The following is a 14,641-nucleotide window of genomic DNA, read 5'->3' on the forward strand; positions in this document are numbered from 1 at the left end:
CCGGCGTCAGGCCGTGATGAGGTCGCGCCGCCGGAACAGCGCGAGGGAGGCCGCGGCCAGCGCCGCCGCGATCCCGGTGAGCACGACGATCGCGACGCCCGACAGCTCGTCGCCCGGGTACTCGCCGATGTGCTCGAACGGCGAGAGTTCGACCGCCCAGTCCGGGGCGTCGAGCAGCGGGCCGAAGAAGCCCAGCAGGAAGGCGTACCCGAACACGAACCAGGTGAGCGCGACGAGGCGCGGGAGCGCACCGTAGAGCACGGCCGCGATCGCGAGCGTCACCCACACGGCCGGCACGTGCGCGACGTGCCCGACGAACACGTCACCGAAGAGCTCGCCCTCGCCCGTGCTGACGGCCGCGCCGATCGCCGTGCCGAGCCCGGCCGAGCCGAGCAGCAGCACGACGCCGAGCGCGGTCGCCGCGAGCCACGACCCGAGCCAGCCCGGTCGGCCGACGGATGCCGCGAGCACGGCCTCCGTGCGACCGTCGGTCTCCTCCGACTTCAGCGACTGCATCGCGAGGATGGCGTAGATCGTCGAGGTCAGTGCGAACAGGAGCCCCATCATGGCGAGGTAGCCCGTGAGCAGGTCCTCCTCGCCGCCGAACAGCACGAGCAGCTCGGGCGGCGCGTCGGCGAAGCCCTCGAGCATGGCCTGCGTGAACGCGCCGTAGACGATGCCGCCGGCGAACAGCGACGCGGTCCAGCCGATCAGGCTCGCCCGCTGCAGCCGGACGGCGAGCGCGAACGGGCTCGAGAGCCACGCGGGCGCCGACGCGTGCCCGCGGCGCGGGGCGACGAGGCCGGCGGCGAGGTCGCGGCGCGCGGCGAGCGCGTACCCGAGTGCGGCGAACAGCACGAAGCATCCGATCGAGATCGCGAGGGGCCACCACCGGTCGTCGACGAACGGCGCGACCTGCTGCGACCAGCCGATCGGGCTGAGCCAGGTCAGCCAGCCGAGGTCGCCGCCCTGCGCGGTCGACATGTCGCCGAGCCCGCGGACGAGGAACGCAGCCCCGAGCACGGCGCCGGCGATCCCGGACGCGGTCCGCGGGAACGCGGTCAGCTGCACGGTCGTGGCCGTGATGCCCGCGAACGCGAGGCCCGCAGCGCCCACGCTCGCGCCGAAGACCGCCGATCCGGCCGGGTGGAACTCGAGCCCGACGAGGAGCAGGGTCATGAGCGCCGCGACGACGACGTTCATGAGCGCAGCGACGAGGAGGCCGGCCGTGAGCGGCGCGTGGCGTCCGATCACGTTGGCCCGGACGAGTTCGGCGCGCCCCGACTGCTCCTCCAGCCGGGTGTGCCGCACCACGGTGAGGATGCTCATGAGCGCCGCACCGATGATGAGGTACAGCCCGTACGTGCTCGTGAGGAACACGGCGAGCGTCGGTTCGGCGTCGCCGAATCCGGGCCCCATGAGGAGGGCGGCGGCCGGGTTCGACGAGAACGCGCTGAACGCCTCGAGGTCGGCGGCGGTCGGGAAGACGAGCTGCAGCGCGTTGGCGAAGTACGCCAGCAGCGCGGTGAGCCCGAGCGTCCAGGACGGGAAGCGGATCCGGTCGCGGCGGAGCATGAAGCGGAGCAGCCGGCCGGTGCCGGTGAGCGTGCCGTGGTCGGCGACCGGTCGCGGGGCCGGGGCGGTGGGGCGGATGCGTCGCGCTCGCCGGGTGCCGGCGGCGGCGTCCCCGCTGCCGCTCGTGCCGGTCGTGGCGTCGGTGACCGTCGCGAGTCCGTCGGTGGTCATCGTGCCACCTCCATCGAGGATGCCGCGGCGCCGCCGTCGGCGTTCGTGCCGGATGCGTCGTCGTCGGTGATGTGGTCGCCGTAGTGGCGGAGCAGGAGCTGCTCGAGCGTCGGCGGCGTCGCGGTGAGACCGGTCACGCCGAGCGCCGCGAGCTCGCGGACCACCGCGGGCATCGCCTCGCCGTCGACCTCGAAGGCGACCTGTCCGCCCTCGCTCCGGAGCTCGTGCACGCCGGGAAGCGCGGCGATGGCGTCGGCCGGCCGGTCGACGATCGCCGACACGCTCGTCCGCGTCAGGTGGCGGAGGTCGCGGAGGCTGCCGGTCTCGACGATGCGGCCCTGGCGGACGATCGAGATGCGGTCGGCGAGCACCTCGACCTGCGCGAGGATGTGGCTCGAGAGCAGCACGGTCCGACCGGCATCCTTCGCCTCTCGGATGCACGCCTGGAACACCGCCTCCATGAGCGGGTCGAGCCCGGAGGTGGGCTCGTCGAGGAGCAGGAGCTCGACGTCGCTCGCGAGCGCGGCGATGAGGGCGACCTTCTGCCGGTTGCCCTTGGAGTAGGTGCGGCCCTTCTTGCGCGGGTCGAGGTCGAACCGGTCGCAGAGTTCGTCGCGACGCTTGCGGTCGACGCCGCCGCGGAGCCGGCCGAGCAGGTCGATGGCTTCGCCGCCCGTGAGGTTCGGCCAGAGCTCGACGTCGCCGGGCACGTACGCGAGGCGGCGGTGCAGGTCGACGGCGTCGGCCCACGGGTCGCCGCCGAGCAGCTCGGCCTCGCCGCCGTCGGAGCGGAGGAGCCCGAGGAGGACGCGGATGGTCGTGGACTTGCCCGCGCCGTTCGGCCCGAGGAACCCGTGGACCTCGCCGCGCTCGACCGTCAGGTCGAGGCCGTCGAGGGCGGTGACGGAGCCGAAGCGCTTGCGGAGCCCGGCGGTGCGGATGGCGGGACCGGCCTGGTCGGCGCGGTCGGCGTGCTGGATGAGGGTGGACATGATGGTCTGCTTTCCGTTCGATGGATGGCGCGCTCGCGCCACGCGAGGGCACAGCTGCGCCGAGCGCGGATGCGCCGGGTGAATGGGGTCGTGTCAGGCGACGGTGCCTGCGGCGCGCTGCGGGGGATCGGGGATGTAGAGGAGATACGTCTCGAGGAGGGTGCGATCCATGAGGAAGCCCTCGGTGTAGATCTCGAGCGCGGGCAGCGTGAGCCGGCTGAGCGCCCGGTCCCAGAACTCGCCGGTCTGTATGGCCTTCGGGTCGGGGTTCATCGACAGCTCGATGAGCAGCGTGCCGAGCGTCGCGCCGAGCAGGAACCGAACGCGGGCCTCCTCGTCGCGACTCGGCACGATCGTCCCGGCCTCGACGCCGGCCGCCACGTAGGCGAGCGCGTCGGACACCATGTGCTCGATGAACTCGCGCGCGTGCGCGCCGCCGGCCTGGATGCTGCGCAGGGTGTACGCGATCATCGGCCGGTAGGCCTCCATGCGGGCGAGCTGGCCGATGAACGCGCCGGGTGCGCCGTCGCCGCCCAGCACCTCGGTCTTGCTCTCGCGGATGACCGTGAACACGTGCTCGTCGCAGGCTTCGCGCAGCCCGTCCTTCGAGCCGAAGAGCTTCACGATCATCGCGGCGCTGACCCCGGCGTCCTTCGCGATCGCGCGGAGGCCGACGTCGAAGCCGTCGCTCCCGAAGCGGAGGATCGCGGCATCGCGCACCCTCGCCCTGGAGGTGAGGTCTGCGGCGGCCTGCGGCAGCGGTGAACGCATGTTCACCATGGTAAACACTCGTTCATGACGCCGTCAAGGGTGTCATGTGCGCCAGATCGCCGCGGAACGGCACTCGACGCCGTGGACACTCGGGCTCGCCGCATTCGACGAGCTCGCAGCATCCGCTCGGCTCGCTCTCGGTAGGCTGGGGCTCGTGAATCCGAGCCACACGGTCCGTCGCGCCTCCTCGCTCGCGGCCAACCTCGGCCTCAGCGAGCGGGTGTTCGCCTCCGCGGCCGATCGAGCCATGGCCCGGGCCATCGACGACGGGCTCGAGCGCGTCGAGTCGGGGCTCGCCGAGCAGGTCCGCTTCGCGGACGCCGTGGCGGATGTCACGAGCCGCTACCTGCTCGAGGCGGGCGGCAAGCGCGTGCGCCCGATGCTGACGCTCCTCACCGCACAGCTCGGCGACGGCGCCGTCGACGACGTCATCACCGCAGCGATGGCGATCGAGATCACGCACCTCGGTTCGCTGTACCACGACGACGTCATGGACGAATCCGAGCGTCGCCGCGGCGTGCCGAGCGCGCAGACGGTGTGGGGCAACTCGGTCGCGATCCTCACCGGCGACCTGCTGTTCGCTCGTGCCAGCCAGCTGATGGCGAAGCTCGGGGAGCGCGCCATCCGCATGCAGGCCGACACGTTCGAGCGCCTCGTGCTGGGTCAGCTCAACGAGACCGTCGGGCCCGACCCCGACGAGGACCCGATCGAGCACTACATCCAGGTGCTCGCCGACAAGACCGGCTCGCTCATCGCCGCGGCCGCGCAGTCGGGCATCATCTTCGGCAACGCCGACCCCGCGCTCGAGGCGCCCATCATCGAGTTCGGCGAGAAGATCGGCGTCGCGTTCCAGCTCATCGACGACGTCATCGACCTGTCGCCGCAGCCGGAGGAGACCGGCAAGGTGCCCGGCACCGACCTGCGAGCGGGCGTCGTGACGCTGCCGCTGCTGCGGCTCGAAGACCTGGCCAAGACGGATGCCGCGTCGGCCGAGCTGCTCGATCGGATCCGCCGCGACGTGCTCCCCGCGCCGGCCGACGAGGCGGGCGACCCGTTCGACACCAACACGCTCGCGGCCCGCATCGTGCCGTCGCGTGCGACGATCGACGCGCTCGTCGACGAGCTGCGCGAGCACGAGGCGACGCGCGCGACGCTCGCCGAGGCGCACCGCTGGGCGCACGAGGCGGTCGCCGCGCTCGCGTCCGTGCCCGAGGGCAGCGTGAAGAAGGCGCTGACGCGCTTCGCCGACACCATCGTGGAGCGTTCGAGTTGAGCTCGACGCCCGGAACGACAGGAGGACCCGACCGGTGACGAGGAACAAGCTGCGCCTGGCCATCGTCGGAGCCGGCCCCGCCGGCATCTACGCCGCCGACATCCTGCTGAAGTCGGAGCGGAACTTCGACGTCTCGATCGACCTGTTCGATCACCTGCCCGCACCCTACGGGCTGGTGCGCTACGGGGTCGCGCCCGACCACCCGCGCATCAAGGGCATCATCACGGCCCTCCGCGAGGTGCTCGACCGCGGCGACATCCGGATCTTCGGCAACGTGCGCTTCGGCGAGGACATCACGCTCGCCGACCTCAAGAAGCACTACAACGCGGTCATCTTCGCGACGGGTGCGGTGAAGGACGCCGACCTGCACATCCCGGGCGTCGACCTCGAGGGCTCGTACGGCGCGGCCGACTTCGTCAGCTGGTACGACGGGCACCCCGACTACCCGCGCGAGTGGCCGCTCGACGCGCAGTCGGTCGGCGTCATCGGCAACGGCAACGTCGCGCTCGACGCGGCGCGCATGCTCGCCAAGCACGCCGAGGACCTGCTGCCGACCGAGATCCCCGCGAACGTGTACGAGGGGCTTTCGCGCTCACCGGTCACCGACGTGCACGTCTTCGGCCGTCGCGGCCCGACGTCGGTGAAGTTCACGCCGCTCGAACTGCGCGAGCTCGGCGAGCTGCGCGACGTCGACATGATCGTCTACGACGAGGACTTCGACTACGACGACGCCGCGCGCGCCGCCGTCGCGGGCAACAAGCAGGTCTTCGTGATCGACAAGGTGCTGCAGCAGTGGCGCAAGCGCGAAACCGGACAGGCGTCGCGCCGCCTGCACCTGCACTTCTTCGCCAAGCCCCTCGAGGTCGTCGACGACGGCACCGGGCGGGTGGGCGCACTGCGCTACGAGCGCACCGCGCCCGACGGCGAGGGCGGCGTCGTCGGCACCGGCGAGATCCGCGAGATCCCGATCCAGGCGCTCTACCGCGCGGTCGGCTACTTCGGTTCGCCGCTGCCCGGCATCCCCTTCGACAAGAAGTTCGGGGTCATCCCGAACCACGAGGGCCAGGTGCTGATCAACGACAAGGAGACCGGACAGTCGCGCCAGATGTACGGCGTCTACGCGACCGGCTGGATCAAGCGCGGCCCCGTCGGCCTCATCGGCCACACCAAGTCCGACGCCATGGAGACCATCAAGCACCTCATCAACGACCTCGGCAACTGGTGGCGCCCCGAGGCGCCCTCCGAGGAGTCGGTGATCGAGATGCTCGAGTCCCGCGGCATCCAGTGGACCGACCTCGACGGATGGCACCGCCTCGACGAGTACGAGCAGGCGCTCGGCGCCGCCGAGGAGCGCACCCGCATCAAGGTCGTGCCGCGCGACGAGATGGTCGGGATCTCGCGTGGCGAGGCGTAGCGCGGTCAGAGCGAGCAGTACCAGTACCCGTAGTACTGGCCCGCTTCGCTGTAGGCATATGAGCCGACGAAGTTGCCGCTCGGGCAGAACGGTCCCAGTGCAGCGATGCCTGCCGTCAGGATGGCATCGACGCCGGTGAGGCCGCCGGTGTAGGGGACTGCCCCGCAGGCCCAGACGAACCCGGGGGGAGCAGCGATCAGCGTACCGGTCAGCGACGCGCATGCCTCCTCGAGCGTCGGGCCGTCGATGGTGAAGCCCGCCGACGCGGCCGCCGATCCGCCGCCGGTGAGCGTGAACGTCACGGTGAACGTGTGCTCGCCGACGGCAAGTCCGTCGAGATCGACCGACCAGGTCGACGCCTTCTTCGTGGTCGTGTCGGCAGCGTCGTCGCAGGCGACGGGGGTGCCGTCGACGTCGCAGGCCTGGCTCGCGATGGCCTGGGAGCCCCGGTTGATCGCGTAGTCGATGGAGACGGCGTCTCCGTCGGGGGTTCCGGCGGTGGCGGATGCTGCGGGAGCGTTGCTCTTCGGGGAAGGTGCGGCGTTGGCCGGTGCGGCAACGCCGAGCGTGACGAGGACCGTGGCTGCGGCGAGGATCAGTGCGGTACGTGACGACCTGGGCATCATTGCGCTCCTTCTCGGCGCGGATTGCGTCGGTGGACGAAGCGTACGGCGGTCGGAGGTCAGCGATCAGTCCCAATACGGGTGACGTGCTCCGCTTGAGCCGGAGGCGACTCCGGGCCCGGCGGGTGGAGTCAGGTCGCGATCGTGCCGGTCAGGACTGACGGCCCACCGGCGGCTCGCCGACGTAGGTGTGCGCCTCGCGCGCGAGCTCGGACCAGAGCTCGCGGTCGGCGACGCGCACCCAGGTACGACTGTCTCCGCCACGCGTCGAGTGGAAGGGCACGGCGATGCCGCGCGCCCGCAGGTCGGACGAGCGTGTCGCGGGCAGGTCGACCACGAGGTGCTCGCCGTCGAGGAACGCGAACAGCTTGCCCTTCACGAGCAGCCCGTCGGGCGTGGCATCCACGTCGTAGTCGGCGTCCCGGAGCAGTTCGTTCGCCACGGCGTCGTAGGTCGCCTGCACGTCGTCCATGTCATCCCCCTGTCGATGGCTTCGCGGGGGAGCCTACGCCGCTCGCGCGGCGGGCGCCGCGCTACGCTGCACAGCATGCCCTTCGCCTCCGTCGCCCTCGTCGTCGGAGCAGCGCTCCTCGGCGCCGGGCTGGGGTGGTGGCCGCTCGCCGCGTGGACCGACCGGAACATCCACCGCGATCGGGCGGAACGGATGCCGCTCCGCGCCCTCCGCGCATGGTCGGCGGGCACGACCGCCCTGCTGTTCGGGCTGTTCGCCTGGCGATACGGCCTCGATCCCGTGCTTCCGGCGCTGCTCGCGCTCGCCGCCGCCGGCGTCGCCCTCTCGATCGTCGACCTCACCGAGAAGCGGCTGCCGAACGCGATGGTCTTTCCGACCCTGCTGGCGGTCGGAGTGCTGCTCGTCCCCGCGTCTGCACTGACGGGGGAGTGGCTCCGCCTCGCCTGGGCGGCCGTCGGCTCCGCCGGCATGTTCCTCTTCTACTTCGTGCTCGCCCTCATCTCGCCGAAGGCCATGGGCATGGGGGACGTGAAGTTCGCGCTGCCGCTCGGGCTGGCGCTCGGCTGGTTCGGCTGGTTCATGTGGGTCGCCGGGCTGTTCGGTGCGTTCCTCGTCGGCGGAGTCGTGGCGATCGCGGCGCTCGCACTGCGGCGCGTGACGCTCAAGGGCTCGGTGCCGTTCGGTCCGTCGATGGTGGCTGGGGCGGTGCTGGCGCTGCTCGTCTTGTCGAACTGACGCGCCGTCCGCTGCCGGATCCGAGTTCGGCTGTCCCCTGATGCTCGGAGCGCTGTCCCCCGAAAAGCGGACTGTACCACTCGGATGCTGACAGTTGAGTTACGCGCAGGTCACGTTTGTACCCCAGCCTGTACCCAGTCAGGGGGTGCCCCGAAATGGGGCATAGCGTCTGATTCGGATGTATCGATACCTTTCACGGGCCGCTTGCACACGTGGGCGGCACCTCGATTTTGTACGACCCGAAGGGTGTCTCTCATGTCCAAGCTCCTCGCCAAGGCCCAGGCCAAGGCCCTCAGCCGCATCGCCGAGATCCGCGCCAAGGAGGAGGGCGCGACCGCGGTCGAGTACGGCCTCATGGTCGCTTTAATCGCCGTCGTGATCATCGTCGCGGTCACCCTCATCGGTACGAACCTCGACGCCATCTTCGACCTGGTCGGGGCTGCGCTCACCCCCTGATCCTCGGCTGCGCGAACATACGTCGCGTCTCCATGCACTGGAGGTCGTCTCACGACGGCCTCCAGTGCATGGACATTTCATGAGGAGTGCTGAACGGGTGAGAAAGTTGTCCCTTCGCAAGGAGAGAGGCGCGGCTGCGGTCGAGTTCGCTCTCGTATTGCCGATCCTGCTTGCCCTCATTCTGGGCATCTTCGAGTTCGGTCGCCTCTTCAACATTCAGATCCAACTCTCGAACGCCGCTCGAGAGGCCGCGAGGGTAATGGCGATCCGGGACAACGTGGGCGAGGCCCAGGCTGCGGCGATCGCCACAGCGCCGGCGCTGAATCCGGCGATCGACCCAGGTCAGGTGCTCCTCAGCGTGGGCACCTGCGAAGACCTCGACGAGGGCACTCCGGTGCACGCGACCGTCACGTACACGGTGGACTTGATCGTTCCCGGGTTCTGGGAGTGGGCGACCGGCAACACGTTCGCGCTCCAGGCGGAAGGGCAGATGGTATGCGGCGGATGATGACGCGACTTCGGCGGGGCGAGCGCGGCGCAAGCGCAGTGCTCGTCGGGCTGCTGATCGTGCCCCTGATCGGTGCTGCGGCGATCGCGGTCGACGTCGGCGCGCTCTACGCCGAGCGCGCCGCCCAGCAGAATGGCGCCGACGCGGCTGCGATGGCCGTCGCAACCGCGTGCGCCGCCGACGAAGCTGCCTGCGGCGCGAGTGCGGGCAGCATCGCGAGCGAGTTCGTGCTGCAGAACTCGTCCATCTCGAGCCCCACGGCTTTGGCACCGCAGATCGACTACGACGCCAATCGCGTGACGGTCACGACCGACAATTCGGTGAGCCACCCTCTCGCCTCGGTCCTCACGGGAATGGACTCCACCGTGGTCCAGGCCGTCAGTTCGGCCGAGTGGGGCAGCCCGAACTCGGGCATCGTGCTTCCCTTGGCCCTGTCGCTCTGCGAGTTCCAGGATCCGACGCTCGAGGTCCGGGTGCTCATCGAGTATCACCAGACGAGCGAGAACGACTGCACCCGATCAGACGGCCAGCCCGTCGAGGGTGGCTTCGGATGGCTCGACCTCGAGGGCGGCGCCTGCGAGGCCTTCATCGACCTCGACACCGGGTTCGCCGGAAGCGACCCGGGTATCGACCCGGCAGCCGAGTGCGCCTACCTGTTCAATGACCTCGAGGGCGAGACCGTGCTGGTGCCGGTCTACGACGGCGGGAACGACATCAACGGCCAGAACGGCGAGTTCCACATCCTGGCCTTCGCGGCCTTCGTCGTCACCGGCTGGAAGCTCACGGGTGGTGGGCCCGGCGTGTTCAACAACCCTGATCCGCTCTCACCCGCCTGCGTCGGCGCCTGCCGCGGCATCCAGGGCTACTTCACCGAGTGGGTCGACCTTGGAGCTGACTGGGAGGTCGGCGGCCCCGACTTCGGAGTCGATGTGGTCCGACTCGTCATCACCGACAGCCAACTCGCAGACCTGCTCGACTGATCCCGACGACCCGGGAACCCCCGCCGCCCGACCCGAAAGCATCCCAACATGAAGACTCGCATCATCGGAGCCCTCGTCGCCCTGGTCCTCGCAATCGTCGGCACCGTCGTGCTCGTCGGATACGTCCGAGGCGCCGACCAGCGGGCCGCCGAAGGGGCCGAGTTCGTCGACGTGTACATCGTCGACGAGTCGATCCCGGAGGGCACGTCGGCGTCTCAGATCGAGGAGTTCATCTCGCTCACCGAACTGCCGGCGATCTCCGTCGCCGAGGATCGCGTGACCGACCTCGCCGATCTCGAGGGCCTGGTCGCGGCCGCCGAGTTGCTCCCAGGCGACCAGCTGCGTGAGGACCGGTTCGTGGACCCGGCCGTCCTCGCGGCTCAGGGCGACGTACCGGTGCCCGAGGGCATGCAGGAGGTCACCGTGGCGCTCGAGGTGCAGCGGGTCGTCGGCGGCGCGATCCAGCCCGGCAGCCGGATCGGTATCGTCGTGACCAACAAGATCCAGCCGGGCGAGCCGAACGCGGAGGGCACCGTCACGACCTCGCCGGTGACTCGGTTCATCGACAACCAGGTGCTCGTCACCAGGGTCAGGGCCGGCTCGACCTTCACGCCGGAGAACGGCGAAGAGACGACGACCGCAGTTCAGAACATCATGGTCACCGTGGCGATGACCACCCCGCAGATCGAGAAGCTCGTCTGGGCGCGTGAGATGCAGGAGGACGACCTCGCCGGTGTCTGGCTCACCCTGCAGAACGAGGACACGAGCACCGAGGGCTCGCAACTCATCGGACCAGCCAACATCCTGCCGTGACCCGATACCTGCTCATCAGTCGCAGCGTCGAGTACGAGTCCCGACTCGGCTCGATGCTCGGCAGCGAGCTCGCGAGCGTCGCCGGGGAGTACCTGAGCTTCGGCGTGGATCAGGTCCTCGCCCAGATCCCGGATCAGGTTCCCCACATCGCCCTCCTCGGCCCGGTGCTCAACTACGAGGAGTCGCGGCAACTCGTGGAGTCCCTCGTCGAGCGTTATCCGAACGTCGGCATCATCGTGGTCCGCGAGCAGCGCGCGGATCTCGAGGACTGGGTGGACGGGATGCGCCTGCATGCCGTGCTCGCTCCCGATGCGAGCGAGGCGGTCAGCCTTGCGCTGTTCACCCGATTGAGGGATTGGCTCGCCCAAGCCCACGACGTCGACACGACGGTCGGCGATTGGGGCGATCGTGCTTACGTTCCGGTCGAGGAGCCCCCTCAGAGCGAGCCCGAAGACCTCCTGAGCCGGCTCGTTGCCGGATCCAGGCTCACACCCGCGGAGCCGGTGACCGAGCCGGAGTTCGTCGACGCGCCAGGACTCGAAGCGGAACCCGAGCCGGAACCGGAACCGGCGCCGGAACCCGAACCGGAACCGGAACCGGAACCGGAACCCGAACCCGAACCCGAGTGGCTGTTCCCGGCCGAACTGCCCGAAGGAGCCAGGACCGACGTGCTCGCCGTCGTCGCTCCGAAGGGCGGACAGGGCAAGACGACGGTCTCGGTGAACCTGGCGGCAGCGCTGGCCTCCGCCGCCCCGAACTCGGTCGTCCTCGTCGATGCAGACGTTCAGTTCGGAGACATCGCGACCGCGCTCGACCTGGAGCCGACCCACACCCTCGTCGACTCCGTCCAGGTCGCCGCGAGTGGCGACGAACTGGCGCTGAAGACCTATCTCCTGCGCCATCCCGAGGGCTTCTACGTGATTCCGGGGGCGGCCTCCCCCGAAGCCGGGGACGACGTCTCGGCCGAGCAACTCGGCGCACTCCTGCGTCGACTCGCCGGCATCTTCCGGTACGTGATCGTCGACACCACGCCGGGGCTCGGCGAGCACACGCTTGCCGTGCTGGAGAACGCCACGGACGGGGTATTCGTCACCAACATGGGCGTCCCGAGCCTCCGCGCCATGAGGACCGAGCTCGAGCTCCTCCAGCAGGTGGGGCTCCTGCCCACCAACCGCCACATCGTGCTGAACTTCACGGACCGGCACAGCGGCCTCACCGTACGCGACGCGGAGCGCATCGCGGGCGTGCAGATGAACGTCGTGATGCCCCGATCGAGCGCCGTGCTCCTCGCGAGCAACCGTGGGGTCCCGCTGGTCGTGAGTGACCCGAGGGATCACGCCGCAGTCGCGTTGCGGGACCTCGCGCTTCGAATAGACCCCGATGCCCATGCCCGACGCCGACGCACCATGAGAAGGGCGGCCGCAGAATGAGGTTGAACGAACGACTCGATGCCGCGCGCGGAATCCGACGAACGCCGGTTGCTCCCTCCGCGCCCGAGAGCCCGGTGGTCGACGAGGTCGACGAGGTCGATGAACTTGAACCGGGCGATGGGCGCGAGACAGACGCTCAGCCCGAGACCACGCTGATGCCGACTCTTCACGTCGAATCGATGGCTGACCCGCTGGCCGCATTCAAGGAATCCGCCGCGCAGGAGCTGTTCTCGCGCATCGGGAACCGCCTGAACGATTCCTCGATGACCGAGGAGAAGCTGCACGCGCTCGCTCGGGCCGAGCTGGGCCAGATCGTCGCGTCCGAGCAGACCGCGCTGACCAGCGCCGAACGGAATCGCCTCATCGACGAGATCGCGGCGGACGTGCTCGGCTACGGTCCGCTCGAGCCGCTGCTCGACGACCCGACCATCACGGAGGTCATGGTCAACCGACACGACCAGATCTACGTCGAGCGCAGCGGCCGTCTCCAGGAGTCATCGCTGCGCTTCACGAGCGAGGCGCAGCTCCGCCGTGTGATCGAACGCATCGTGTCGCGTGTCGGACGACGTATCGACGAGTCGTCGCCCTTGGTGGACGCACGCCTTGATGATGGGTCCCGCGTCAACGCGATCATCCCTCCTCTCGCGGTCAACGGGCCGTCGCTCACCGTCCGGAAGTTCGCGCGGACCCCGTACACCGTCGAGGACCTGATCTCGTTCGGAACGATGAGTCGTGAGATGGCGACCGTCCTCGACGCCGCAGTACGCGGACGACTCAACATCCTCGTCTCGGGCGGTACCGGCACGGGCAAGACCACGCTGCTCAACGTGCTGTCGGCGTTCATCCCCACCAGCGAGCGCATCATCACCATCGAGGACGCCGTCGAGCTGCAGTTGCAGCAGGACCACGTCGTGAGGCTCGAGTCGCGCCCGTCCAACATCGAGGGGCGAGGCGAGGTCACCATTCGCGACCTCGTTCGCAACTCGCTCCGCATGCGGCCGGACCGAATCGTCATCGGTGAGGTCCGAGGCGGCGAGAGCCTCGACATGCTCCAGGCGATGAACACGGGCCACGAGGGGTCGATCTCGACCATCCACGCGAATTCACCTCGTGACGCCATTTCGCGCATGGAGACCCTCGTGCTGATGGCCGGTATGGACCTGCCGCTGCGAGCGATTCGCGAGCAGATCGCCTCCGCGCTCGACATCATCATCCAGATCGGGCGTCTGAAGGACGGGACCAGGCGGATCACGCACGTCACCGAAGTGCAAGGCATGGAGGGGGACATCGTCACGCTTCAGGATGCGTTCACATTCGATTACTCTGCCGGCATCGACGAGCACGGCAGGTTCCGCGGCCACGCCGCCCCGACCGGCGTTCGCCCGCGGTTCGCCGAGCGACTCGCCGACGTCGGGATCCCGCTGCCGATGTCGGTCTTCCAGCCGGAGTTCCGCCCGACCCGGGAGTTCTGATGAGCCCGGTCGTATTGATCCTCGGCGTCTCGATCGCCCTCCTCGCACTCCTGGTGCTGGTGCTGTTCGTCTTCTTCCCCGCGCCGCCGCGAATCAGCAAGAGCCGTCGTGTCGCACCGGGTGAGGAGATCGACACCGCCCTCAGCCGGATCGCCGGACGGACCATCTCGGTGGTCGAATCGGCGACGCGGGGGCGCGACGACAGCATGCGTCGCTATCGGCTCGAGCAGGCAGGCATCAAGATGGAGCCTGCCGGATTCACGGTCGTCACCATGTCGGCCGCAGCCGTCCTCGCAATGCTCGGGTTCGTCATCGGCTGGGGCACCTTCTGGTCCATTCCGCTTGCATTGGTACTCGGTGCGCTCGCCTTCGTGGGATCGAGGGTCCTCATCGCCGTTCGGACGAGCAGGCGACGCGCGAAGTTCGAGTATCAGCTCGACGACACCCTGCAACTCCTCTCGGGCGGCCTGCGCGCCGGACACAGTCTGCTTCGCGCCATCGACTCCGTGTCGCGCGAAGCCGATGCACCGACCTCCGAGGAACTGGCGCGCGTCGTCAACGAGACCCGGCTCGGGCGAGATCTCGGTGACGCACTCTCGGTCACGGCCGAGCGGATGCAGAGCGACGACTTCTCGTGGGTCGCGCAGGCGATCGCGATCAACCGCGAAGCGGGCGGCAACCTCGCAGAGGTGCTCGAACAGGTCGCCCACACCATTCGCGAGCGCAACCAGATCCGCCGTCAGGTGCGTGCGCTGAGCGCCGAGGGGCGGCTGTCGGGGATCATCCTCGTCCTGCTCCCGGTCGGCGTCTTCCTCTTCCTCCTCTGGGTCCAGCCGGGCTATTTCGCTCCCATGTTCACCAGCCTCATCGGGTGGATCGCCCTGTTCATCGCCCTCCTGCTCCTGGTGGGCGGAACCATCTGGATGTTCTTCACCGTCCGTGTCAAGTTCTAGGAA

15 protein-coding genes are annotated in these 14,641 nt (G+C 69.3%); 10 read left to right on the plus strand and 5 right to left on the minus strand.

Going from position 1 to position 14,641, the window contains the following annotated elements; genetic code table 11:
* Positions 1 to 6: 6 nt before the first annotated feature.
* The 3 genes from ACULK2_RS01875 to ACULK2_RS01885 all read right to left on the minus strand — a co-directional run bounded on the left by ACULK2_RS01875 (position 7) and on the right by ACULK2_RS01885 (position 3,509).
* Entirely contained in the window at positions 7 to 1,746 is a 1,740-nt protein-coding gene (locus ACULK2_RS01875; RefSeq protein ID WP_445970085.1) for an ABC transporter permease, read from the minus strand.
* A complete protein-coding gene (locus tag ACULK2_RS01880; RefSeq protein ID WP_445970084.1) occupies positions 1,743 to 2,738 on the minus strand; it encodes an ABC transporter ATP-binding protein in 996 nt (331 codons plus the stop codon). The genes ACULK2_RS01875 and ACULK2_RS01880 overlap by 4 nt, the downstream gene beginning before the upstream one ends.
* 93 nt (positions 2,739 to 2,831) lie before the next feature.
* On the minus strand, positions 2,832 to 3,509 hold the full coding sequence (locus tag ACULK2_RS01885) for a TetR/AcrR family transcriptional regulator (RefSeq protein WP_445970083.1): 678 nt from the start codon (positions 3,507 to 3,509) through the stop codon (positions 2,832 to 2,834).
* Positions 3,510 to 3,663: 154 nt separating this feature from the next.
* Here ACULK2_RS01885 and ACULK2_RS01890 point away from each other — a divergent pair, with 154 nt between their 5' ends.
* Positions 3,664 to 4,782 (plus strand): polyprenyl synthetase family protein, encoded by a 1,119-nt coding sequence (locus ACULK2_RS01890; RefSeq protein ID WP_445970103.1) that lies wholly within the window; start codon positions 3,664 to 3,666, stop codon positions 4,780 to 4,782.
* A 34-nt stretch (positions 4,783 to 4,816) separates the two neighbouring features.
* Complete coding sequence (locus ACULK2_RS01895; RefSeq protein ID WP_445970082.1) at positions 4,817 to 6,196, plus strand: FAD-dependent oxidoreductase; 1,380 nt, start codon at positions 4,817 to 4,819, stop codon at positions 6,194 to 6,196.
* A gap of 5 nt (positions 6,197 to 6,201) precedes the next feature.
* On the opposite strand, the gene ACULK2_RS01900 is transcribed toward ACULK2_RS01895, so the two are convergent.
* Together ACULK2_RS01900 and ACULK2_RS01905 are read right to left on the minus strand one after the other, a co-directional pair.
* On the minus strand, positions 6,202 to 6,819 hold the full coding sequence (locus ACULK2_RS01900; RefSeq protein ID WP_445970081.1) for a hypothetical protein: 618 nt from the start codon (positions 6,817 to 6,819) through the stop codon (positions 6,202 to 6,204).
* A 151-nt stretch (positions 6,820 to 6,970) separates the two neighbouring features.
* The gene (locus ACULK2_RS01905) at positions 6,971 to 7,291 is read right to left on the minus strand and encodes a hypothetical protein (RefSeq protein WP_445970080.1); all 321 of its coding nucleotides are present in this window, start codon (positions 7,289 to 7,291) and stop codon (positions 6,971 to 6,973) included.
* A gap of 75 nt (positions 7,292 to 7,366) precedes the next feature.
* Between ACULK2_RS01905 and ACULK2_RS01910 the strand changes: the two genes are divergently transcribed.
* From ACULK2_RS01910 to ACULK2_RS01945, 8 genes are all read left to right on the plus strand, one after another.
* Complete coding sequence (locus ACULK2_RS01910) at positions 7,367 to 8,026, plus strand: prepilin peptidase (protein WP_445970079.1); 660 nt, start codon at positions 7,367 to 7,369, stop codon at positions 8,024 to 8,026.
* 255 nt (positions 8,027 to 8,281) lie between these two features.
* Entirely contained in the window at positions 8,282 to 8,482 is a 201-nt protein-coding gene (locus tag ACULK2_RS01915) for a Flp family type IVb pilin (protein ID WP_445970078.1), read from the plus strand.
* Positions 8,483 to 8,561: 79 nt separating this feature from the next.
* Entirely contained in the window at positions 8,562 to 8,990 is a 429-nt protein-coding gene (locus ACULK2_RS01920) for a TadE/TadG family type IV pilus assembly protein (protein WP_501044948.1), read from the plus strand.
* A complete protein-coding gene (locus ACULK2_RS01925) occupies positions 8,990 to 9,970 on the plus strand; it encodes a TadE/TadG family type IV pilus assembly protein (RefSeq protein WP_445970076.1) in 981 nt (326 codons plus the stop codon). The genes ACULK2_RS01920 and ACULK2_RS01925 overlap by 1 nt, the downstream gene beginning before the upstream one ends.
* A gap of 48 nt (positions 9,971 to 10,018) precedes the next feature.
* Complete coding sequence (gene cpaB / locus ACULK2_RS01930) at positions 10,019 to 10,783, plus strand: Flp pilus assembly protein CpaB (protein WP_445970075.1); 765 nt, start codon at positions 10,019 to 10,021, stop codon at positions 10,781 to 10,783.
* On the plus strand, positions 10,780 to 12,213 hold the full coding sequence (locus ACULK2_RS01935) for a CpaE/TadZ family protein (protein ID WP_445970074.1): 1,434 nt from the start codon (positions 10,780 to 10,782) through the stop codon (positions 12,211 to 12,213). Before cpaB ends, ACULK2_RS01935 begins: the two co-directional genes overlap by 4 nt.
* Positions 12,210 to 13,685 (plus strand): TadA family conjugal transfer-associated ATPase, encoded by a 1,476-nt coding sequence (locus tag ACULK2_RS01940; RefSeq protein WP_445970073.1) that lies wholly within the window; start codon positions 12,210 to 12,212, stop codon positions 13,683 to 13,685. The genes ACULK2_RS01935 and ACULK2_RS01940 overlap by 4 nt, the downstream gene beginning before the upstream one ends.
* Positions 13,685 to 14,638 (plus strand): type II secretion system F family protein, encoded by a 954-nt coding sequence (locus ACULK2_RS01945; protein WP_445970072.1) that lies wholly within the window; start codon positions 13,685 to 13,687, stop codon positions 14,636 to 14,638. Before ACULK2_RS01940 ends, ACULK2_RS01945 begins: the two co-directional genes overlap by 1 nt.
* Positions 14,639 to 14,641 lie beyond the last annotated feature (3 nt).

The organism is Agromyces molybdatiresistens (assembly GCF_052748445.2).